Below are 21,881 nucleotides of genomic sequence, written 5' to 3' on the forward strand. Positions count from 1 at the left end.
GGCGATCTCCGCCGTCGTGGCGGTCGGCTCCGTCGGCGACGAGCTGGTGGCCAAGATCCGGGAGCGCGCCGAGAAGATCAAGATCGGTCCCGGCGACGACCCGGCCTCCGAGATGGGCCCGCTCATCACGGCCGTCCACCGCGACAAGGTGGCCTCCTACGTGAAGGGCGCCGCCGACCAGGGCTGCGAGGTCGTCCTCGACGGCACGGGCTACACGGTCGAGGGCTACGAGGACGGCCACTGGATCGGCCTCTCGCTCCTGGACCGGGTGCCGGTGACGGCGGACGCGTACAAGGACGAGATCTTCGGCCCGGTGCTGTGCGTGCTGCGCGTGGACACCTATGAGGAGGGCGTGGCGCTGATCAACGCGTCCCCCTTCGGCAACGGCACCGCGATCTTCACCCGGGACGGCGGCGCCGCCCGCCGCTTCCAGCTGGAGATCGAGGCGGGCATGGTCGGCGTGAACGTGCCGATCCCGGTGCCCGTCGGCTACCACTCCTTCGGCGGCTGGAAGGACTCCCTGTTCGGGGACCACCACATCTACGGCAACGACGGCACGCACTTCTACACCCGCGGCAAGGTCGTCACCACCCGCTGGCCGGACCCGTCGGAGGCCCCGGCGGGCGTCGACCTGGGCTTCCCGCGCAACCACTGAGGCCCGTCCGGACCACCTCCTGACCCACCCCGTCAAGCCGTCCGCTATGCGGACGGCTTGATGTTTTTTTGACGCCCTCGCAACGATTCCCGTTCATCGGGATTAACCGGGTGATGCAGGTCACCAGTCAGTATTACCTTTGAAAGCAAGGTCAATATTGGCAATATCGTAAAGATTGCAGCATCAGGGCTTCTTTGCCTGGGAAAACAATGTGATGTGGGTCGCTCTGCTCTTGCGGATTCCGTAGGTAAACGGCTATTGACGCAACGGTTTCCGTCAAGGTTCCATCGGCGCGGGAGCGGACGAGAACGAAGTACGACGCGAGCCGCCGGAGGCGATATCGCTCCCGCCCGAACATCTGATGCACGAGTCGATCGGAACCGCTTCATGACCGACACGCTCCGCCCCGTCGAGACCGCCGTCCTGGACGCCGCCCCGACGGCGACCGGGAGTCCCAAGACGCTCAAGCGTTCCATCGGTGTCGTCGGCGGCACCCTGCTGACGCTGTCCTGCGTGACACCGGCCTCGACACTGTTCGTGGTCATACCCGACCTCTTCGGCTCGCTCGGCACCGCGACCGCCCTCACGATCGCGATCGGCTCCCTGCTCTGCATAGCCGTGGCGTTCTGCTACTCGGAGCTGGGCACCCTCATCCCCAGCGCGGGCGGCGAGTACGCCATGGTCTCGACGATGGCCGGACGGCTCGCGGGCTGGCTCGTCTTCGTGATGTCCCTGCTGGTGGTCATGATCGTCCCGCCGGTGATCGCCATCGGCACCGCCGACTACCTCGCCCCCGTCGTGCACCTCGACCCGGCGATGACCGGCGCCGGCGTGATGCTGCTGGCCACCCTCGCCGGACTGCTCGACCTGCGCGCCAACGCCTGGATCACCGGCATCTTCCTGGTCCTCGAGGTCGTCGCCGCCGGTGTGGTGGCCCTGCTCGGCTTCACGCACAGCCACCGCGGACTCGGCAGCCTCACCTCGATGCAGGTCGCCGGGACCGGCGGCCACACCGACGCCGTCACGGCCATGCTCGTCATCTCCGGGCTCGCCATCGCCCTCTTCGCCACCCAGGGCTTCTCGACCGCCGTCTACCTCTCCGAGGAGCTGGAGAACCCGCGGCGCAACGTCGCCCGCACGGTGCTGGCCACCCTCGCCATCTCCACCGTCGTCATCCTCGTCCCGGTCGTCGCCATCACCATGGGCGCCTCCGACATCCAGGAGCTCACCGGCGGCGACATCAGCAGCATGGTCACCGCCTGGTCCAACTCGGCCGTCGGCACCTTCGTCAGCCTCTGCGTCGCCCTCGCGATCATCAACGCGGGCATCGTCATGGTCATCCAGAACTCGCGCGTCCTGTTCGCCTCGGCCCGTGACAAGGCGTGGCCCGAGCCGGTCAACAACGGCCTGTCCAGGCTCGGCCGGTTCGGCTCCCCCTGGGTCGCCACCCTGCTGGTGGGCGTCCCCGGCGCCGCCCTCTGCTTCGTCAACCTGGACACCCTGTACGGCGTCACCGGAGTGTCGGTGACCGCGATGTACCTGCTCGTCGCGGTCGCCGCCCTGCTCGCCCGCCGCGGCCACCACAAGCACACCCCCGCCTGGCGGATGCCGCTGTGGCCCGCGGTGCCGGTCCTGCTGATCGTCGTCCTCGCCTACGTCCTCACCCAGCAGGAGACCGAGTACCTGCTGTGGACCGGCGGCATCACCGCCGTCGCCACCCTGTACTGGGCCTTCTACCTGCGCCCGCGCCGCGACACCCGCTGGCTGGTGTCGATCCCGGAGGACACGCAGGCGTGACCGCGGCGGTCCGCCCGGCGCTCCCCCGCCGGGCCCCGCCCCTCACGGGAGCCTCAGCCGAGGTCCCACGCCACCACCGTGCACGTCCCGTCGTCCTCGCCACCCGCGCTGCGGTACGTGGCGAGGGCGACGTCGTTCCCGGCGTCCACGCCCACCCACATCCCGTGACAGCCGCGCTCCCTCGCCAGGGCCGCGAGTGCCCGGACCAGCGCCCGCCCGACGCCCCGCCGCCGGAACGGCTCCGCCACCCCCAGCTCGTACAGGAACATCTCGGTGCCCTTGTCCGGGTGGACCGTCTCGACGCCGCTGACGAAGCCGACCGGCACCCCGCCCTCGTAGGCCAGGAACAGGTGGTGGCCCCCCGCCTCCAGGAACCGCCGGGCCCACTCGGGACGCACCGGGTGGTCGAAGAGGTGTCCGGCGGCGGTCAGTTCCGAGGCGGTGGCGGCACGGCGCAGCTCCATGGCCCGTTCGTACCACGGACGCGGTACACGCCGCCCCCGCCGTACTTCCCCGGGAGGGGTGCCGGTTCAACCCGGTGGCTGTCCCCGCCGCCGACGGGCGCCCGTACCGTTGAGCCATGGATCTTCGACTGCCCCGGCCGCGCCGGTGGCGACCCGCCGCCGGCACGACGGCGCGGGCCCGCGGGAGATGGCCGGCCGCCGCCGCGGCCCTCGTGGTGCTCGCCGGCGCGGGCACCTGGACGGCCGTCGCCTCCGACGACACGCCCCCCGTGCACCGCACCGACCGCGTCATGACCATGGCCGGCGGGGTGCGGCTCGACACCTCGTACTTCACCGAGGGCCCCTCCTCGCGGCGCCGCCCCGCCGTCCTCCTCGCGCACGGCTTCGGCGGCAGCAAGGCGGACGTCCGCGACGAGGCGGAGAAGCTCGCCCGCGACGGATACGCGGTCCTGACCTGGTCGGCCCGCGGCTTCGGCCGGTCCACCGGAAAGATCGGGCTGAACGACCCCAAGGCCGAGGTCGCCGACGTCTCCCGGCTCGTCGACTGGCTCGCCCGCCGCCCCGAGGTCCGGCTCGACAAGGGCGGCGACCCCCGCGTGGGCGTCGCCGGCGCTTCCTACGGCGGGGCGATCTCCCTGCTGGCCGCCGCGAACGACCCCCGCGTCGACGCCGTCGCCCCCTCGATCACCTACTGGAACCTCGCCGACGCCCTCTTCCCCAACGGCGTGTTCAAGAAGCTCTGGGCGGGCGTCTTCCTCAACTCCGGCGGCGGCTGCGCGGCCTTCGAACCCGAGCTGTGCGCGATGTACGACCGGGTCGCCGAGTCCGGCAGGCCCGACGCGGCGGCGGTGAAACTGCTCCAGGAGCGCAGCCCCTCCGCCGTCGGCGACCGCATCAAGGTGCCCACCCTCATCACCCAGGGCCAGTCCGACTCCCTGTTCACCCTCGGCCAGGCCGACGCCATGGCCAAGGCGATCAAGGCCAACGGCGCCCCCGTCGACGTCGACTGGATCGCGGGCGGACACGACGGCGGCGACCTGGAGGCCGACCGCGTCACCTCCCGCGTCGTCGCCTGGTTCGACCGCTACCTGAAGGGCGACAGGAGCGCCGCCACCGGCCCCGCCTTCCGCGTCACCCGCACCGGAGGCGTCGACTCCACCGACGGCGCCGCCCTGCTGCGCGGCGCGAGCTCGGACACCTACCCCGGACTGGACGCCGGCCGCCGCGCCGTCGCGCTGACCGGCCGCGAGCAGCGCTTCGAGAACCCGGCCGGCGCGAGCCCGCCCTCCGTCTCGGCCCTGCCCGGACTCGGCGGCTCCGGCGGCCTCTCCCAGCTGTCGAGCCTCGGCATCGGGATCTCCCTGGACTTCCCCGGCCAGTACGCCCGCTTCGAGTCCGCTCCGCTGCGGGACGACCTGCGGATCACCGGCTCGCCGACCGTCACCGTGCACGTCCGCTCCACCACCGACGACGCGGTCCTCTTCGCGAAGGTCTACGACGTCGGCCCCGGCGGCAGCCGGCAGGTGCTGCCCTCCCAGCTGGTCACCCCGGTCCGTGTCGAGGGCGCGAGGAACGGCCGGGACGTGACCCTCACGCTGCCCGCGATCGACCACGCCGTCCAGAAGGGCCACCGGCTGCGCCTGGCCCTCTCCTCGACCGACCTCGGCTACGCCTCCCCGGCGGCCCCGGCCACGTACACCGTGTCCCTCGAGAGCGCCCTCCAGGTGCCCACGGCCCCCGCGGTGAGGACCGCCGCCGCGCCGCTGCCCTCCTGGGTGTGGTGGCTGCCGCTCGCCGGAGTGCTCGCCGCCCTGGCGCTGCTGCTGACCGGCCGCCGCCGCACCGGCGCCCCGGCGCCCGACCCTGGCCTCGCCGACGTCCCGCTCCAGATCACCGGCCTCGGCAAGCGCTACGCCGGGTCCGCCGACCGGTACGCGGTACGGGACCTGTCGTTCCGCGTGGAGAAGGGACAGGTCCTCGGACTGCTCGGGCCGAACGGCGCGGGCAAGACCACCACCCTGCGCATGCTCATGGGCCTCATCAAGCCCGACGACGGCGAGATCCACGTCTTCGGGCACGCCATCCGCCCCGGCGCGCCGGTCCTCTCCCGCGTCGGAGCGTTCGTCGAGGGCGCGGGCTTCCTCCCGCACCTGTCCGGCCGCGAGAACCTGGAGCTGTACTGGCGGGCCACCGGCCGTCCCGCCGAGGACGCCCACATGGAGGAGGCCCTGGAGATCGCCGGACTCGGCGACGCCCTGGCCCGCGCGGTGCGCACCTACTCCCAGGGCATGCGCCAGCGCCTCGCCATCGCCCAGGCCATGCTCGGCCTCCCGGACCTGCTGATCCTGGACGAACCGACCAACGGCCTCGACCCGCCGCAGATCCGCGAGATGCGCGAGGTGATGATCCGCTACGCCGCCGCGGGCCGCACGGTCATCGTCTCCAGCCATCTCCTCGCCGAGGTCGAGCAGACCTGCACCCACCTCGTGGTCATGGACCGCGGCCGGCTCGTCCAGGCCGGACCGGTGTCCGAGATCATCGGCTCCGGCGACACCCTGCTCGTCGGCACCGGGGCACCCGTCGAGGCGCCGGTCGTGGAGAAGGTCGGCGCGCTGCCGGGCGTGCTCTCGGCCGTCGCGACCGAGGACGGACTGCTGGTCCGCCTCGACACCGGCGGCAGCGCCCAACGCCTGGTCGTGGAACTCGTACGCCTCGAAGTGCCGGTGGCGTCGGTGGGACCCCACCGCCGTCTGGAAGACGCGTTCCTCACCCTGATCGGAGGCTCCGCATGAGCACGCTCCTGGAGCGGACCGGGACGGCCGACGGGTACCGGGCGAGCCGCACCCTGCCGCTGCGCGTCGAGCTCGTCCGCCAGCTCAAGCGCCGCCGCACCCTGGTGATGGGGGCGGTCCTCGCGGCCCTGCCCTTCGTCCTGCTCGTCGCCTTCGCGATCGGCGGACAGCCCGGCGGGCGCAACGACCGGATCACCCTGATGGACACGGCCACCGCGTCCGGCGCCAACTTCGCCGCGGTGAACCTGTTCGTCTCGGCGGGCTTCCTCCTGGTGATCCCGGTGGCGCTGTTCTGCGGCGACACCGTCGCCTCCGAGGCGAGCTGGTCCTCCCTGCGCTACCTGCTGGCGGCCCCCGTGCCCAGGGCCCGGCTGCTGTGGTCCAAGCTCACCGTCGCGCTCGGGCTCAGCCTCGCGGCGATGGTCCTGCTGCCGGTCGTCGCGCTCGCCGTGGGCACCGCCGCCTACGGCTGGGGCCCCCTGGAGATCCCCACCGGCGGCGCGCTCCCCGCGGGCACCGCCGCCCAGCGGCTGCTCGCGGTGATCGCGTACATCTTCGTGTCCCAGCTGGTCACCGCGGGGCTCGCGTTCTGGCTGTCGACGAAGACGGACGCCCCGCTCGGCGCGGTCGGCGGCGCGGTCGGCCTGACCATCGTGGGCAACGTCCTCGACGCGGTCACCGCCCTCGGCCACTGGCGCGACTTCCTGCCCGCCCACTGGCAGTTCGCCTGGGCCGACGTCATCCAGCCGACGCCGGAGTGGGGAGGGATGATCCAGGGGGCGGCCGTCTCGGTGACGTACGCGCTCGTCCTGTTCGCCCTCGCCTTCCGCGGCTTCCGGCACAAGGACGTCGTGTCGTAGGGACCGTCGTCCGGACCGGCCCGTGCCCGGACCGACCCGGCGCCGATCCAGCGCCGACCCGGACCGGTCCGGGCCCGGACCGGGCCCGCGCCGGGCCGGACGGCACCTCCAGGTCTCCGGAAGATCACCCACCGGTCTCGAAGGGCCCCCGCCGTGGCCGCTTCGCAATCCTTCCGCAACGCTTCCGAGCGCTCGTCCCGGCCCCCTCGGCCGTCACAGTCACACAGGTCGGCCCGCACAAGGGCCGTACGCCGAGGGGGTACTGATGGGGAAGAACCACACACGGACCGCGGCGGGGACGAGCCGCCCCCGCGGAAGCGCGCGGGCTGTGACGCGGCGGGTGCTCGGCGGACCGCTGCTCGCCCTGACGGTGGCGGGCGCGGTGCTGCTCACCGGATGCGGAGCGGGAAGCGGCGGCAACTCCTCCGACGGGGCGGACAAGTCCGGCGGCCGCAACCTCCCGCTGCCGGCCCCCCGCCAGCCGACGGGCGGCGCGGCCGAGGGCGAGAAACAGGGCGAGCAGTCGGACGCCCCCGAGGCCACGCCGTCGGCCGACTACCTCTCCACCTTCGCCCTCGACGTCGACACCGCCTCGTACGGCTACGCCCGCCGCACTCTCGCGGGCGGTCGTCTCCCCGACCCCTCGACGGTCCGCCCCGAGGAGTTCGTCAACAGCTTCCGCCAGGACTACCCGCGCCCCGACGGCAACGGCTTCTCGGTGTCCGTCGACGGAGCCCGCACGGACGACGGACGCTGGTCCCTCGTCCGGGTGGGGCTCGCCACCCGGCCCGCCGACAGCGAGCGCGAACGCCCGCCCGCCGCCCTCACCTTCGTCATCGACATCTCGGGCTCCATGGCGGAGCCGGGCCGCCTCGACCTGGCCCGCGAGTCCCTCGGCACGATGACGGACCGGCTGCGCGACGACGACTCGGTCGCCCTGGTCACCTTCAGCGACGAAGCGGAGACCGTGCTGCCGATGACCCGGCTCGGCGACCACCGCGCCCGCGTCCACCGGGCGATCGCGGCGCTGGAGCCGGACGACTCGACCAACCTCGGCGCGGGCGTGCGGACCGGGTACGCGACCGCCGTCCACGGGCTGCGCGAGGGGGCCACCAACCGGGTCGTGCTCATCTCCGACGGCCTCGCCAACACCGGCGACACGGACGCGGACACCATCCTCGAACGGATCTCGTCCGCCCGCCGCGAGCACGGCATCACCCTCTTCGGCGTGGGCGTCGGCAGCGACTACGGCGACGCCCTCATGGAACGCCTCGCCGACAAGGGCGACGGACACACGACGTACGTCGCCGGCCGCGACGACGCCCTCACCGTCTTCTGCGACCAGCTCCCGCAGAACATCGACCTCACCGCGCGCGACGCCAAGGCGCAGGTCGCCTTCGACCCCGAGACGGTCGAACAGTTCCGGCTGATCGGCTACGACGACCGGAAGGTCGCCGACGAGGACTTCCGCGACGACCGGGTGGACGGCGGGGAGGTGGGCCCCGGCCACACGGTCACCGCCCTCTACGCCGTCCGCACCCGCCCCGGCGCCTCCGGCCACCTGGCCACCGCGACCGTCCGCTGGCTCGACCCCGCCTCCCGCGCCCCGCACGAGGAGTCCGGCAGCCTGGAGACCGGCGACCTGCACGGCGGCGTCTGGGACTCACCGTCCTCCTTCCAGGTCACGGCCGTGGCCGCCTACTTCGCCGACGCCCTGCGCTCCGGGGACGCCCGGTGGAACTCCCTGCCCGGTGTCCCGCCCCCCGGCGAACTCGCCTCGCGGGCCCGCGCCCTGGCGAACCTGACCGAGGACGAGGACGTGTCGGCGCTCGCCACCGCGATCGGCCAGGCCCGCGACCTGGACGTCTGCTCCGGCGACTGCGCGCGGTAGCCGACCGCACGGCCGGGGACGTAAGCCGCGTCCATCCGTCCGTCCATCTGTCCATCCACCTGTCCATCCGTCTGTCCGTCCGGGCAGACGGAGACGTACACGTACACCGCGTCCGGGCGCACGGCCGGGTCCTGCGGGTCCTGACGCGGGTTTCGCCCCGGGCTTCTGCCACGGGTGTGAATTCCGTTTCCGCCGCGTTGACGTCCCCTCCCGGGCGAAACGCTTCTTCGCAAGGAGCGTTTCGCCCGCAGCCCGGCTTCCGCGCCGATCCGGCACAGGGCGATTCGGGTGAATCCCCAAGTCACCCGTGCTCCGCAGTTTCTTGGGCCGTCCGTCCCTCGTTCACAGCCTGCAGGTCATGGTGCGAGCCGTTCAGGTGGTGCTCGCTCGGCTTCGGCCGGCAGAAGGAGCATGACCGCTGAGAAGGGAAAGCACATGAAGCACAAGAAGAGCGCCGCTCTCGTCGCCGGCACGCTCATGGCCCTGGGCATGGCCGCCCCGGCCTTCGCGGACGCGGGTGCCGAGGGCGCCGCCGTCCGTTCCCCCGGTGTCCTCTCGGGCAACGTGGTCCAGGCCCCCGTCCACGTTCCCGTCAACGTGTGCGGCAACTCGGTCAACGTGATCGCCGCGCTGAACGCCGCGGCCGACAACGTCTGTGTCAACGACTGACACCTCGGCGCTCCAGCCGCCTCCGGCTGTGCCACGGCCGGCTCGGGACCGTCTATCCGGTCCCGAGGCCGGCCTCCTCACTTCTACCAGCAGGAAGACAACGAAAGTGCGACAGAACCTGAGCAGGGGAGCGGTCGTGGCCGCGGCCGCGACAGGCATCATGTCCCTCTACGCCAGTCCGGCCCTGGCGGACTCGAACGCGGCCGCGACCGCCTCGGACTCACCCGGCGTGGCGTCGGGCAACACCATCCAGGTCCCGGTGAACGTGCCGCTGAACCTCTGCGGCAACACGGTCGACGTCGTCGCCGCGCTCAACCCCGCTTTCGGCAACTCCTGTGTCAACGGCTCCGGTTCGCACGACCGGCACGCCACGCGGCACCACGACGCCCGCCAGGGATCCGGGGACGTCCTGGGACGCGACGCAGGTCACCGCGGCACCGGCCGCTCGGCCGGCGGGCACGGCGCGCGCGGTGGCAACGGGGACGAACACCGTGGCTACGACGGCGGTTCCGGGTACGGCGACTCCGGCAACGGGGACTCCCGGCACGGAAGCCCGGGGTACCGCGACTCGGGCGACCGCCACGGCGGTGGGGACGGCTCCTCGGCGTACGGCGAGACGCACGGCTCGCCGGGTGTCCTGTCGGGCAACAGCATCCAGGTACCGGTGGACATCCCGCTGAACCTCTGCGGCAACTCCGTGAACGTGCTCGGCCTCGGCAACTCCGCCTACGGCAACGAATGCGACAACCACCACTCTCCCGTGACACCCCCGCCGCCGGTCCGGCACACGCCTCCGCCGACGGTCCACGAGCAGCCGCCGACGAAGACCCCGTACACGCCGCCCGTCACGGTGCACCGGCAGTACACCCCGCCCCCGACGCTGGCGGAGACCGGCAGCGAGGGCCTGTTCGCCGCCTCGGCGATCAGTGCCGCCCTGCTGGTGGGCGGCGCCCTGCTGTACCGGCGAGGCCGGGTCGCGGCCCGTCCGTGACGCTCCGCCCCGGGTGGCGGACATGTTCCGCCCCGGGTCCCGGACACGTTCCCGCCCCGGGTCCCGGGCGCGGTGACGTGTCCGGCACCCGGGGCGGTCGCGTACCCACCGGGCGCCCGCCGGTCCGGCGCTCCGGCCACGGACCGGCCGCGGACGGCTCCGCCGTCATCCGACGGGACCAGTAGGGCGGGCCGGGAAACCCGGGCGGCCACTTGGCGCAATACCGCGGCGATGCCCGCGACGGACGAACCGGCAGGAGGGCGGAGGGTGCGCCCCGCTCACGAAACGTGATCCGCGGGCGGGACTTGCCCCGGCACCGGCGACCGGGCGGGTCACCCGTGCGAGTGGTCGCCGGAACGCGAGACCGGAGCCTCGGTTGGCCGAGTCGGCATTCGTATGACTGAGTGTCAGCAATCGGAAACGAAAATCCGAGGACCAAGAGGGAGAGGAGCAGGCATGGCCCCACAGCAGCGGCCCCGGAGCGGAAGGCTGGCGTTCGTCACGGCCGGCATCGTCACGTCGGTGGCTCTCGCGTCCGGTCCGGTGTACGCGGTGGGCGCCGGGGTGGTGCGGGTGGGCGACCCGCCGGCTCCGACCCCCACGGTGGCGAAACCGTCCGCGAACCCCTCGGCCAGCAGAAACGTTTCGGCTCCAGTGGTGGGCGCGACCCCGACGGCGAGCGCGGCCGTGTCGTCGGCTCCGGTGCCCACCGGGGCGCCCACCGCGACCGCGGCCGTACCCGCCAGGCCCGTCGCGGACGGCGCGAAGTCCGCCCGGTCCGCCGGACAGGGCGCCGCCGGGCCGCCGGCGTTCGGCGCCTACCTCGACTACGGCGCCGAGGGCATCGCCCGCATCGGAGAGCTCAGCCGCTGGCTGGGCGGTACCGAACTGCGGGTCGGACACACGTATCTGCCCGGCGACCGGTGGAGCAACATCGAGGGCGCGCCCGGATTCCTGGACGCCTGGGCCGACTGGCGCCGCCGGCGGGACGACCGGATGCTCGTCCTCAACGTCCCGATGATGGAGCGCAACGAGGAAGGGCTCTCCGACGGCCAGGTCCGCCGACTGCTGCGCGAGGCCGAGAGCGGGGCCTTCGACCACCACTTCCGCGCGCTCGCCGAGCGGCTGGTCGGACTGAAGGCGCCCGACACCGTCATCGTGCTCGGCTGGGAGATGAACGGCACCACGTACACCCATCGCTGCGGTCCCGACCCGGAGGCATGGAAGAGGTACTGGAACAGGATCGTCACCGCCATGCGGTCGGTGCCGGGACAGAGGTTCCGGTTCGACTTCGCCCCGAACCGCGGCCGGGACGCCGTTCCCTGGACCCAGTGCTATCCGGGGGACGCCACGGTCGACATCATCGGCATGGACGCCTACGACCAGCCGTCGGGACTCTCGTTCGACGAGCAGGTCAGAGAGCCGTACGGGCTCCAGGACCAGGTGGACTTCGCGAAGGCCCACGGCAAGGCCGTCTCCTATCCCGAATGGGGCCTCTACCGCAACGGCGACAACGTGGCGTACATGAAGGACATGCTCGCGTGGATCGACGAGCACAAGCCGCTGTACAACACGCTCACCGACTACTGCCCGCACGGCGTGTGGCAGTGCGAGGACAATCCGCTGGCGGCGAAGGCCTACCGGGCGGCGCTGTCCCGCTCCACCGGCCCGGCGCCGGAACCGACCCCGACCCCGACCCCGGCGCCGGCCCCGACCCCGGCGTCCGAACCGACGCCGACACCCGTGCCGACGCCTGAACCGGCATCGACGCCCGAGCCGGTCCCGACCCCGGCCAAGACCCCCGTCTCCACGCCGCCCCCGGCCAAGACCGAGACGTCCGAGCCCGCCCCGACCCCGTCGATCGAGCCCGCCGAGCCGGCGACACCGGACCAGGCCACCTGTATGCCGCTGGAACTCGGTGACTGGGTGGAGTACTGGCTCGGCGAGAAACTGTGCGTGCCTCTCGACTGGTCGTCACGAGACGGGGCGTCACGTGACTGGCCGTCGTCGGACTGGCCGTCGTCGGACTGGGCGTCCGGCGACTGGTGGTCGGGCGACTGACGACCCCGGACGGCGGCGGGCCCATCAGGGCCTGCCGCCACCGCGTTCCCTCCAGCTCCGCAGCAGCTCCTTGCCCCATCGGCGCGCGGCGACGTCGCAGACGACCACCGACATCAGCGGTGCCGTGCGCCGGCGGGCGAGGAGCAGCCGCCGGTTGACGACCGGGTCCGGGCGCCAGTGGTGCTTGTAGGGTTCGTCGCCGCGCAGCAGGCTCAGCGTCCCGTGGTCACCGCCCGCGGTGTGCCGGGAGCAGGCGTCGAGCAGTATCACCGCCACGTCCGCCTTGCGTTCGCGCAGCCGCGGATGGGCGCCGTACAGGTAGCCGCCCGCCAGGCGCCGCGACAGCATGGTGAGGTCCACGGCCATCACGGTGCCGTCGAGCCGGAACTCGGTGACCACCGCGTCCCCGGACCGCACCATCGGGCCCACCGAGCGGACCAGATGTTCCGAGAACCGTTCGTGGAGGTGCTCGGACGTCACCTTCCGGCCCTCCCACTGCAACCGGTGCAGTTCGAGCAGCCGGCCGAGGGCCGTGTCCACCTCGTCGTGGCCCACCACCCGCCGTTCGACCCCGAGCGCGGTGAGTTTGCGCAGCTTGGCCCGGACGCGCTGGGCCTTGGCGGAGGGGAGGCGGCCGATCAGCTCGTCCATCGAGCCGGCCGGAAGCTCCAGGCACAGGGAGTCCCCGACCTGGCGGCGCGGCCCGTCCCAGCGCTCGTAGACCCGCTCCACCGCGCTGCCGGGACGGACCTCGCGGAAGTCGATCAGCGCGGTGCGGGCCGCGGCCGACAGCCCCTCGGCGAGCGCCGCCGCCGCCCGGTCGGCGTGCTCGTCGTCGAGGAGCACGTCCGCGTAGTCGGAGATCGGCCCGCCGAGCGGCACGAGCATCGGCAGCCCCCGGCGGGCCCGCATCAGGGGCGCGACCGCGAGCAGTTCACCCCCCTCGCGCACGACCACCAGGCGCAGTCGCCCCGGCGTCCCGTACGACAGCCACCAGGAGTGCAGCCAGGCGTGGCTCTGGAACGCGGTGGCGGCGCCGCACCGGCGGTACAGGCGCCCCCAGGACGCCGCGAGTGCGGTGAACTCCCTCTCGTCGGTGACGAGTTCTGCCCGTACGGTGCCCCGCGCACCGGTCTGGAGCGTCCCGCTCACAGCTGGCCGTGCACATCGGCCGCGGTGGCCGGGCTCGGCACCGAGGCCGGTCGGGCCGGGTCGGTGGACCGCCGGGGACGGACCAGCAGCACGAGAGCGCCGAGCAGTCCGCCCGCGCTCGCGCCGACCAGGCCCGTCACCGTCGGGGACGCCGAGGACGCCGACGTCGGCTTCATGGCGCGGGAGAACGACAGGAGCTCGACGTGGGTGCTCTGCTTGCTCTCGTTGGCGTGCTGGGTCAGTGAGCGGGTGACCGCGTTGGCCATGTCGGCCGCCAGGCCGGGCCGTGAGGAGGTGGCGGAGACGGCGACCATCGGGGCGTCCGGGGAGGTCGCCGCCCGCACGCTCGACTCCAGCGTCCTCACCGGCACACCGGCCCACACCTGCGCGTCCCCGAGCACCGCGAGCTGTGTGGCGACCCGGCCGTAGGCCTGGGCGAAGCCGAGCGCGGCCGCCGGGTCGCCCTTGTCCGTCGGTACGGCGATGACATAGCTCGTGGCCGTGTAGACCGGGGGCTTCACCACGCCGTACGCGCCGCCGAGCACGCCGCCGAGCACGGCCGTGACGGCGAGCAGCGACCACGGCGGCATGGTCCTCGCCCGGGAGCGGGCCGGACGCGGGGGGCGGGAGCCCCTGGTGAGGTTTTCGGACATGGGGAACTCACTCCAGTCAGGTGCGCGGGACAGCGGCCGCGTACACGTCCATGAGCCGTGCGGCGCTGCGGGTGATGCAGTAGTGGTGGGCCGCCTCGGCGGCCGGGCGGGGGGCGGGACCCCGGGCGCGGACGCCGGTCAGCGCGCGGGCGAAGGAGTCCGCGCCGCCCCGTATGCGGACGGCCCCGCGGGCCGCGTCGGGCGGCAGGTCCTCGACGGCCGGGCAGGAGACGTACAGCACCGGCAGTCCGGCCGCCAGCGCCTCCACGACGGCCAGCCCGAACGCCTCCTCGGGGCTGGGCGAGGCGAGGACGTCCATGGCTCCCAGCAGTGACGGCAGGTCGTCGGCGGGGCGCTCGCCGGTGAACAGGACCCGGTCCGCGACCCCCGCGTCGTGCGCCGCGCGCCGCAGCGGGCCCTCCTCCGTGCCGCCGCCGACCAGCAGCAGCCGGCAGTCGCGGGGAAGTCCGGCCAGCGCGTGGACCAGGACGTCGAACCGTTTGCCCGGCGCGAGCCTGCCGACGCCGCCGACGACGTAGGCGTCCTCCGGGAGTCCGAGCCGGCGACGGGTGCGTCCGCGCAGGAGGGGGTCGAAGCGGAAGCGGGCGAGGTCGACGCCGTTGGGCACGACCTCGATGCGCGGTCCGGGCACGCCCCAGCGGCGCAGCCGTTCGGCGACGGTGGGCGAGACGGCGATGGTGGTGCGGCCGAGCCGCTCGCTGGCCAGGTACAGGCCGCGTACCCCCGCGCTGAGCCGGCGGCCCTCCATCTGCGAGTCGCCGAGCGAGTGCTCGGTGGCCACGACCGCCCTCACCCCGGCCAGCCGGGCGGCGAGCCTTCCGTACACGCAGGCCCGGAAGAGGTGGGTGTGCACGAGGTCGTAGCGGCCCGCGCGGATCACCTTCACCAGGCGGGGGAGCGCGGTGAGGTCGCGGTTGCCGGACATGCCGAGGTGGATCACGCGCACACCGTCGTCGGCCAGTCCCTCGGCGACGGCCCCGGGGGCGGTGAGCGTCACGACGTCGCAGGGGACGGGCAGGTGCCGCAGCAGCAGCCGCAGTTGCTGCTCGGCGCCGCCGACGCCCAGACCGGTGATGACGTGCAGCGCCTTCACCGGACCGCCTCGACCGGACGGCGGCGCAGCCGGTGCAGCTTGTGCTTCAGGAACAGGCGCACGGAGGTGTCCCTCTCGCCGACATGCAGGCGGGGGAGGGCGTACGGGCCGGTCAGCGGGCCGGGGTCGATCGCGCAGCCGTAGCCGTACCCGGCGTCGCGGACGGCGTCGGCGACCCGGCGGTCGACGGTCCCGTACGGATAGCAGAAGCCGTCGACGTGAGCGCCGATCAGCTCCGAGAGCACCGCTCTGCTCTTCGCGACCTCGGCGTGCAGCACGGTGTCGTCGGCCTTCGTCAGGTCGACGTGGGTGAGTCCGTGCGAGCCGACCTCCACGCCCTCGCAGGCGGCGGCGGTCCGGATGCCCCGCTCGTCCAGCAGCGGCTTGCGGGGGCCCCGCGGATCCCAGGCGTTGTCGCCGCCGAGCCGGCCGGGCAGGACGAAGAGGGTGGCGCCGAATCCGTGGTGCCGCAGCAGGGGGAGGGCGGCCTCGACGAAGTCGGCGTACCCGTCGTCGAAGGTCAGGCCCACCAGGTCCCGCCCCTGGCCGCGGGCGCGGGCCGCGAGCAGGTCCCGCACGCACACCCCGCGCAGGCCGTGCCGGCGCAGCCAGCCCAGCTGCCGGTCGAGGCGCTCCGGGGAGACCGTGACGCGGTACGGGTCGTCGGAACAGTCCCCGACGGAGTGGTACATCGCCACCCAGGGCGGCGCGTCGAGGGAACTCGTACCGGTACGTCTGCTGCTGTCAGCGGAAACGGGCATGCGAAACCCTTCGTGTGACGGAACGGAGTGCGGGGACGAACCCCTCGACCCGGAAGGCCCAGGCCAGCAGAGCGAAGACGGCGGTCACGACCGTGCCGCCGACGACGAGTCCGAGCAGGGGGGAGTCCACGCCGCTCGCGCACAGACCGCCGGTCGCCGCCGCGGTCAGGGCGGCCCGCAGCGGTTTGCCGATCTCGGCCACCACCTTGCGGGTGCGGATCGGCACGCTGCGCGGACCCGTGCCGTGCAGCAGGAGCACGGCCGTGAGGGTGATGCCGGCCGCGTTGGCGACGGCGATCCCGCGAACCCCCCAGGGCCCGACGGCCAGGGCGCCCGTCACGCAGGTCGCGACGATCCCGGCGGTCATCGCGAACAGCGGGTACCAGGTCGGCCGGGCCGAGGAGAAGTACGAGCGCACCAGCGCGCCGACCAGGGTGTGACCGAGCAGCCCGAGGGCGTACACCCGCATGACCGCCGCTGTCGCCGTCGTGTCCTGGGCGGTGAACGCGCCTCGCTGGAAAAGCAGTTGGATGATCTGCGGGGCGCAGGCCACGACCACGGCCGTGCCGAGGAGCACCGTGCAGGCGACGAGCGTCAGATCGCGCTCCACCCGGTCGCGGGCCCGCTCGGTGTCGCCCTCGGCGATGGCCTGCGCGACCACGGGGAAGGTGACCGTGCACAGCATCAGGGAGAGCACCATCGGCATCTGGGCCACCTTCTGGGCGTAGTTCAGATGCGAGATGGCCCCGGCGGGCAGCGAGGAGGCCAGGAAGCGTTCGACGAGGACCTGGGACTGCCGGCACAACGCGAAGAGCAGGACCGTGCCGACGAGGGTCAGGTCCATCGGGCGGGCCGGCTCCTCGTCCGGGGTCCCGGTCGCCGGTCCCCCGCGCCGCAGCTGCCGCCACAGCGACGGTGCCTGCGCCGCCACCATGAGCGCGCCGCCGACCGCGACACCGAGCGCCGCCGACCGTACGCCCCAGCGCGCGCCGAGGACGAACATCACCGTGATGATCCCGGCGTTGTACGCCATGTAGATCGCCGCCGGTGCCACGAAACGCCGGTGCGCGCGCAGGGCCGCGCTGCAGTACCCGGCGAGCCCGAAGGAGAACGCGCAGGTCGCGGTCAGCCGGGTGCAGTCCACCGCGAGCCGGGGATCGGGCAGGCCGGGCGCGAGCGCCTCGACCAGGTACGGCGCCCCCGCGATCAGCAGCGCGCCGACGGCCGCGAAGGCGAGCGTCAGCCGGGGCAGGGTGGCGGCGACCAGGGCGCGCACGGGATCACCGGCGGCTCCCCGGGCGCGCCGGGCCACGGCCACGCTGAACGCCGGGATCAGCACGAAGGCCAGTCCGTCCTCGATCAGCAGCGTCGCCGCGAACTCCGGCACCGTCCACGCGACGAGGAAGGCGTCCGTGTCCGACCCGGCGCCGAACAGGTGCGCCAGCGCCTGGTCCCGGCCGAGGCCCAGCAGGGCTCCGGCGATCGAGAGGGCGATGGTGACGAGAGCGGCCTTGGCGAGGAACCGGTTGGAGGCGGCTTCGGGCCGGTCCGCTCCCTTCCGGGGGCCGGGGGACCGCGGGGCGGTGGAGCCGGCGGCCCGGGCGGAGGGCAGCGGGAGGGACGGCTCGGCGCGGCTCTCCTCGACGGCACCGCGTCCCGCGCCGGTGCCGGCCCCCGTGCCCGACGCACCCGGGCCGGGCTCCGTCCGGGAGGTCGCCCCGGCCCGCGCGCCGCTTCCCGTTTCCGCGTCCGCGCCCGCGCCGGTGTCCGCACTCGGCCCCGGGCCCCCCGAGCCCGTGCCTGTCCCCGGGCCCGCTCCGGTCCTCGTGCTCGTCCCCGGACCCGTGACGGTCCCCGTGCTCGTCTCCGTACCCGTACCCGTCCCGAGGCCCGGGGCGGCGTCCGGGTCTTCCCCCGCCCGGGGAGGTGTCACCGTCATCGCGCCGCGGCCTCCTCCCGTACGGCGGCGGCGGGTGCCACCGCGCCGGTGCCGGGCTCCGACGACGGATCCATCAGCGCCCACCAGCCGACGACGCCGAAGACGACGCCCGTCAGGACCGTGGAGGGGCCGCCGATGTCCGCGTAGACGAAGTCGACCAGCTGCCAGACGAGCAGCCCGCACGCGACGAGCGCGCAGTCCGTGCCGTGCGGGGCACGACCCCCGGCGGGACCGGGCCCCGGGGCGTCCCGTGCCCCGCGGCGTACGCGGACGAGCCCGCGCAGCGCGCACACCAGCAGCGCGAACCAGCTGCCCGCCAGGGCCACCAGTCCGACGAGGCCCTGCTCGCCGAGCACGAGGAGGTACATGTTGTGCGGCGAGAGCAGCGCCTGCTTGTGGTAGGCGGCGCCCGCGCCCGCGATGTCGCTGCCCGAGGAGAGCGCGAGCGAGGCGTGGGAGTCCCGGTGGTCGGGGAAGCCCTTCAGCCCGACGCCCGTCAGCGGGTGTTCGCGCCACATGTCGGTGGCCGCCGCCCACATCGTGTACCGGTCGGTCACCGACTGGTCCGGCGCGTCGGTGACCTGCGTGATGCTGGTGACGCGCTCCTGGAGCATCGCGCTGCCGAAGCCCAGCCCGCCCACCAGGATCGTCCCGGCCGCAGCCAGCGCCGCGACCACCTTCACCGCGCGCCGGGGCCCCGCCAGCACCAGCTGCGCGCCGCAGGCCACGGCGGTGGCGATCCACGCGCCCCGGCTGAACGAGAGGGCCAGCGGCCCCAGCAGGACCAGCGCGCACAGCACGGCGACGGAGCGCTGCCGCGCCCCGGTCGTCCCGAGGGCCAGCGCCACCGCGCACACCACCCCGAACGCGACCACCGTCGCCATGCCCATCACGTCGCTCGCCCCGAAGGTGCCGACCGCCCGGACGTCCTCGCCCTGGTACGAGGCACCGGTCCCGGTGACGTACTGCCGTACGCCGAGCGCCCCCTGCCACAGCGCCAGCGCGACGAACGACCAGGCCAGCAGCCGCAGGTCGCGCCGGTCGCGGACGAGCAGCAGGACCGCGGCCGGCACCAGCACGAAGATCTGCAGATAGCGGGTGAGGCCCGTGAGCCCCGTCCCCGCGTCCGCGGCTCCGGCCGCCGCGACCGAGATGCCGACCACCGGGAGCCCGAGGACCAGGGCGGCGGTCGCCGACAGCGGGCGCCGACGGGTCCGCAGGAGATGGACCGCGCAGCAGAGCACCACGAGGCCGGACACGGCGTCCGCGACGTTCGGGCCGCCCTCGCCGCCCGACGCGGCCGGCAGCCCGAGCAGCGCGATCACCGCGACGACGGGCAGCACCGGCAGCGCGCGCCGCAGGGCGGCGATCAGGGTGTCCAGGGGAGTGACGGGCAGGACCTGGCTCACCGGCTCAGCTCCCCGTCGGGCGCACCAGCGCCGCGGCCGTGCGCAGCAGGATGCAGATGTCCTGCCACATCGACCAGTTGTCGATGTACGCGTTGTCGAACCGGCAGCGGTCCTCGATCGAGGTGTCGCCGCGCAGCCCGTGCACCTGGGCGAGTCCGGTGATGCCGGTCTGCATCCGGTGCCGGGCCGCGTAACCGGGATAGGCCTGGCTGAACTTGGCCACGAAGTAGGGCCGTTCGGGACGGGGCCCGACCAGGCTCATGTCGCCCCACAGGACGTTCAGCAACTGGAGCAGCTCGTCGAGCGAGGTGCGCCTGAGGAAGTGGCAGAAGCGGCTCATCTCCTGCTCGCCCGCCACGCTCCAGCGGGTCGCGGCCTCGTGCGCGTCGGCCGGGCGGTGGGTGCGGAACTTCAGCAGCGTGAACGGCCGTCCGTCCTTGCCGATGCGCTCCTGCCGGAACACCACGCCGGGCCCGTCGGTCAGCCGCAGGACGGCGGCGAACGCCAGCAGCAGCGGACTGACCAGCAGCAGCAGCGTGCCGGAGACGGCGACGTCGAGGAACCGCTTCCCGAAGCCGGCGCGCCGCACGCCGACCGACAGGGGGCGGCAGGCGAAACCGGCCAGCGTGGACCGGCCCTCACGGTCGTACGACGGGGAGTCCGGGTCGACCTCCCACAGCTCGCAGCCCGCGAGGGCCAGCGCCCGCAGCATCGGCCCGCGCCGGCTCGGCGGCTCCACCACCAGCACGGCCCGCACGCCGTTCTGGATGAGCGCCCGCTGCACTTCCTCGCCGGTGGCGAGCACCGGCAGCCCGTCGGGGCCGGCCGGCCGGTCGGAGACGACGCCGACCGGCCGTACCCCGCAGTCCGGACGGCGCAGGAAGGCCGCGGCCACCCGCTGCGCGGTCCCGGCGGGACCGATCACCAGGGCGGCACCGGGGTGGCGCGCGAGGGCCCGCCGACGCCGCCAGTGCACCGTTCCGCGGCCCGCGCAGCTGATCGCCGACTGGACGGCGCACCCCAGGACCAGGGTCCGGGCCGACAGCGCTTCTTCCGGGGTGAACGCGGCGCAGACGGCGGCCAGCGCGCACCAGGTGACCGCGATCCGCGCGCAGACGACGGGCAGTTCGTCGAGCAGCGCGGGCAACGGCGGCGGCCGGTACAGGGACGCCCGCGCGTTCAGAGCGAGCACGCCGAACAGCAGGGCGGCGGTCAGCAGCGGATGTCGCTGGATCTCCGTGAGCGTCCGTCCGGCCACCAGCGCCGCGACGGCGTCCATGGCCGCCAGTGGCAGCCAGGAGGTGGGCCGGGCCGGGGGCCGCCGCCCGGCCGGGAATCTGAAACCGCCGTAGGCCTCGGGCGAAGGCATGACCGAGACGGACGAGGATCCGTACTCCCGGGGCTGTCCGCCGGGGGAGGGAACGGTGCTTTCCGCAGTCACGAGTGGATGGACTCCCTGCACTCGGTATGGTCCGCGCACATGACGCCCCCGACGTGCTGCGGCTGTCGCCCGGTCAGCAGTTCTCGGTACACCCCCGCGACCGCGTCGGCCGTGAGACGTACGTCGTGCGTGTTCAGTACGTGGCGGCGTCCCTGGTGGCCGAGCGACTCGCGCAGCAGGGGGTCGGACAGCAGTGCGCCGATCGACTCCGCCAGCGGCGCCGGTTCCGGCGCGGCCACCAGACAGCGGGCGTCGTGTCCCGGCGGCAGGCTCTCGCGGGCCCCGTCCACGTCCGTCATGACGACCGGACGCCCACAGGCCATGGCCTCCAGCGGAGCCAGCGCCATGCCTTCCCAGCGGGACGGCAGCACGACCAGATCGGCGGCCTGGTACCAGGGCACCGGGTCGGCGGCGGCCCCGGCGAACAGCACGTCACGCGGCGCTCCGGCGCGCAGCCGCGCGGCGTCCGGCCCGTCCCCGACGAGCACGAGCCGTGCCGTCGGCACCCGCCGCAGCACCGAGGGCCACGCCTCGAGCAGGACGTCCTGCCCCTTCTGCCGGCACAGCCGTCCCACGCACACCACCAGCGGAGCCGTGGGACCGACCCCCGCGAGCAGCGGCATCCCGGCTCGTACGGTGTCCGCGGAGGCGGGGTGGAACCGCTCGGGATCGACGCCGTTGGGGATCACCCTCCAGGGGGCGCGCACTCCGGCTCGCGCGCCGGTCACGCGCTCCGCCTCGCTGACGCACACCACCCGGGACGCCCAGCGCGCCCCCCACCGCTCCCACCGCAGCGCGAGCGCCGCGGCGGCGCCGTCGACGGCCTCGAACGACCAGGCGTGCGGCTGGAACACCGTCGGCACCCGTCCGCGCAGCGCGAGCCGGACCGCGAGCCCCGCCTTGGCACTGTGCGCGTGCACCACGTCGGGCCGCACCCGCGCCAGGACCCGGCCGAGCCGCCGTACCTCCTGGGCCAGCCGCGGCCCCGGCGCCCGCGTCGCGTGCCAGGGCCGCACGTCCGCGCCGAGCGCCCGCACCTCCCGGGCGAAGCCGTTGCCGTCCGGGCAGGCGACGGTCACCCGCGTTCCGGTGGCGAGCTGTGCCCCGACGAGGTCGGCGACCACCCGGGCGACACCGCCGTCGACCGGCTGCGTGACATGAAGGACCCGCGGCGGAGGGTCTGTTGGCTGATGCATGCGCGGTTCCTCGCTGACGGGCGGCGCGCCGGGGCG

17 protein-coding genes are annotated in these 21,881 nt (G+C 73.9%); 8 read left to right on the forward strand and 9 right to left on the reverse strand.

Going from position 1 to position 21,881, the window contains the following annotated elements:
* A partial coding sequence (locus tag CW362_RS29390) for an aldehyde dehydrogenase family protein (protein WP_162684261.1) occupies nt 1-655 on the forward strand: 655 nt, incomplete at its 5' end.
* Between the two features lie 387 nt (nt 656-1,042).
* The gene (locus CW362_RS29395; protein WP_103552640.1) at nt 1,043-2,452 is read left to right on the forward strand and encodes an APC family permease; all 1,410 of its coding nucleotides are present in this window, start codon (nt 1,043-1,045) and stop codon (nt 2,450-2,452) included.
* A 53-nt stretch (nt 2,453-2,505) separates the two neighbouring features.
* On the opposite strand, the gene CW362_RS29400 is transcribed toward CW362_RS29395, so the two are convergent.
* On the reverse strand, nt 2,506-2,916 hold the full coding sequence (locus CW362_RS29400) for a GNAT family N-acetyltransferase (RefSeq protein ID WP_103552641.1): 411 nt from the start codon (nt 2,914-2,916) through the stop codon (nt 2,506-2,508).
* 116 nt (nt 2,917-3,032) lie between these two features.
* On the opposite strand from CW362_RS29400, the gene CW362_RS29405 reads away from it, so the two are divergent.
* The 6 genes from CW362_RS29405 to CW362_RS29430 all read left to right on the forward strand — a co-directional run bounded on the left by CW362_RS29405 (nt 3,033) and on the right by CW362_RS29430 (nt 12,180).
* Complete coding sequence (locus CW362_RS29405) at nt 3,033-5,708, forward strand: alpha/beta fold hydrolase (protein WP_103552642.1); 2,676 nt, start codon at nt 3,033-3,035, stop codon at nt 5,706-5,708.
* Nucleotides 5,705-6,568 carry an ABC transporter permease gene (locus tag CW362_RS29410; RefSeq protein WP_103552643.1) on the forward strand — a complete coding sequence of 288 codons (864 nt, stop codon included), beginning with the start codon at nt 5,705-5,707 and terminating at the stop codon, nt 6,566-6,568. The genes CW362_RS29405 and CW362_RS29410 overlap by 4 nt, the downstream gene beginning before the upstream one ends.
* 265 nt (nt 6,569-6,833) lie before the next feature.
* The gene (locus CW362_RS29415) at nt 6,834-8,459 is read left to right on the forward strand and encodes a vWA domain-containing protein (protein WP_103552644.1); all 1,626 of its coding nucleotides are present in this window, start codon (nt 6,834-6,836) and stop codon (nt 8,457-8,459) included.
* Between the two features lie 411 nt (nt 8,460-8,870).
* A complete protein-coding gene (locus tag CW362_RS29420; protein WP_162684262.1) occupies nt 8,871-9,128 on the forward strand; it encodes a chaplin in 258 nt (85 codons plus the stop codon).
* 106 nt (nt 9,129-9,234) lie between these two features.
* Entirely contained in the window at nt 9,235-10,119 is an 885-nt protein-coding gene (locus CW362_RS29425; protein ID WP_103552646.1) for a chaplin, read from the forward strand.
* Between the two features lie 456 nt (nt 10,120-10,575).
* Entirely contained in the window at nt 10,576-12,180 is a 1,605-nt protein-coding gene (locus CW362_RS29430) for a glycoside hydrolase family 26 protein (RefSeq protein WP_206301088.1), read from the forward strand.
* A gap of 24 nt (nt 12,181-12,204) precedes the next feature.
* Here CW362_RS29430 and CW362_RS29440 read toward each other — a convergent pair whose 3' ends face one another.
* Genes CW362_RS29440 through CW362_RS29475 form a run of 8 tightly spaced genes read right to left on the reverse strand, consistent with a single transcriptional unit; the run spans nt 12,205 to nt 21,845 of the window.
* Complete coding sequence (locus CW362_RS29440; protein ID WP_103552647.1) at nt 12,205-13,332, reverse strand: GNAT family N-acetyltransferase; 1,128 nt, start codon at nt 13,330-13,332, stop codon at nt 12,205-12,207.
* Nucleotides 13,329-13,985 (reverse strand): YveK family protein, encoded by a 657-nt coding sequence (locus CW362_RS29445; RefSeq protein ID WP_103552648.1) that lies wholly within the window; start codon nt 13,983-13,985, stop codon nt 13,329-13,331. The genes CW362_RS29440 and CW362_RS29445 overlap by 4 nt, the downstream gene beginning before the upstream one ends.
* Nucleotides 13,986-14,001: 16 nt before the next feature.
* Nucleotides 14,002-15,099 carry a glycosyltransferase gene (locus CW362_RS29450; protein ID WP_103552649.1) on the reverse strand — a complete coding sequence of 366 codons (1,098 nt, stop codon included), beginning with the start codon at nt 15,097-15,099 and terminating at the stop codon, nt 14,002-14,004.
* Complete coding sequence (locus tag CW362_RS29455; RefSeq protein ID WP_240658100.1) at nt 15,096-15,860, reverse strand: polysaccharide deacetylase family protein; 765 nt, start codon at nt 15,858-15,860, stop codon at nt 15,096-15,098. Before CW362_RS29455 ends, CW362_RS29450 begins: the two co-directional genes overlap by 4 nt.
* A complete protein-coding gene (gene murJ, locus CW362_RS29460) occupies nt 15,844-17,799 on the reverse strand; it encodes a murein biosynthesis integral membrane protein MurJ (protein ID WP_103552651.1) in 1,956 nt (651 codons plus the stop codon). The genes CW362_RS29455 and murJ overlap by 17 nt, the downstream gene beginning before the upstream one ends.
* On the reverse strand, nt 17,796-19,208 hold the full coding sequence (locus CW362_RS29465) for an O-antigen ligase family protein (protein WP_376450502.1): 1,413 nt from the start codon (nt 19,206-19,208) through the stop codon (nt 17,796-17,798). The genes murJ and CW362_RS29465 overlap by 4 nt, the downstream gene beginning before the upstream one ends.
* 4 nt (nt 19,209-19,212) lie before the next feature.
* A complete protein-coding gene (locus CW362_RS29470) occupies nt 19,213-20,649 on the reverse strand; it encodes a sugar transferase (protein WP_103552652.1) in 1,437 nt (478 codons plus the stop codon).
* Nucleotides 20,646-21,845, reverse strand: a complete 1,200-nt coding sequence (locus CW362_RS29475; RefSeq protein ID WP_103552653.1) for a glycosyltransferase family 4 protein — start codon at nt 21,843-21,845, stop codon at nt 20,646-20,648. Before CW362_RS29475 ends, CW362_RS29470 begins: the two co-directional genes overlap by 4 nt.
* Between the last annotated feature and the right edge of the window lie 36 nt (nt 21,846-21,881).

Origin of the sequence: Streptomyces populi (assembly GCF_002911015.1) — a bacterium.
GTDB classification, from domain to species: domain Bacteria; phylum Actinomycetota; class Actinomycetes; order Streptomycetales; family Streptomycetaceae; genus Streptomyces; species Streptomyces populi.

Excerpts from the sequence above, each read along its gene's own strand:
- CW362_RS29445 (WP_103552648.1), bottom strand. The coding sequence starts at position 13,985 with ATGTCCGAAAACCTCACCAGGGGCTCCCGCCCCCCGCGTCCGGCCCGC.
- CW362_RS29430 (WP_206301088.1), top strand. The coding sequence starts at position 10,576 with ATGGCCCCACAGCAGCGGCCCCGGAGCGGAAGGCTGGCGTTCGTCACG.
- CW362_RS29405 (WP_103552642.1), top strand. The coding sequence starts at position 3,033 with ATGGATCTTCGACTGCCCCGGCCGCGCCGGTGGCGACCCGCCGCCGGC.
- CW362_RS29455 (WP_240658100.1), bottom strand. The coding sequence starts at position 15,860 with ATGCCCGTTTCCGCTGACAGCAGCAGACGTACCGGTACGAGTTCCCTC.
- CW362_RS29400 (WP_103552641.1), bottom strand. The coding sequence starts at position 2,916 with ATGGAGCTGCGCCGTGCCGCCACCGCCTCGGAACTGACCGCCGCCGGA.
- CW362_RS29475 (WP_103552653.1), bottom strand. The coding sequence starts at position 21,845 with ATGCATCAGCCAACAGACCCTCCGCCGCGGGTCCTTCATGTCACGCAG.
- CW362_RS29395 (WP_103552640.1), top strand. The coding sequence starts at position 1,043 with ATGACCGACACGCTCCGCCCCGTCGAGACCGCCGTCCTGGACGCCGCC.
- CW362_RS29410 (WP_103552643.1), top strand. The coding sequence starts at position 5,705 with ATGAGCACGCTCCTGGAGCGGACCGGGACGGCCGACGGGTACCGGGCG.
- CW362_RS29420 (WP_162684262.1), top strand. The coding sequence starts at position 8,871 with ATGACCGCTGAGAAGGGAAAGCACATGAAGCACAAGAAGAGCGCCGCT.
- murJ (WP_103552651.1), bottom strand. The coding sequence starts at position 17,799 with ATGACGGTGACACCTCCCCGGGCGGGGGAAGACCCGGACGCCGCCCCG.
- CW362_RS29415 (WP_103552644.1), top strand. The coding sequence starts at position 6,834 with ATGGGGAAGAACCACACACGGACCGCGGCGGGGACGAGCCGCCCCCGC.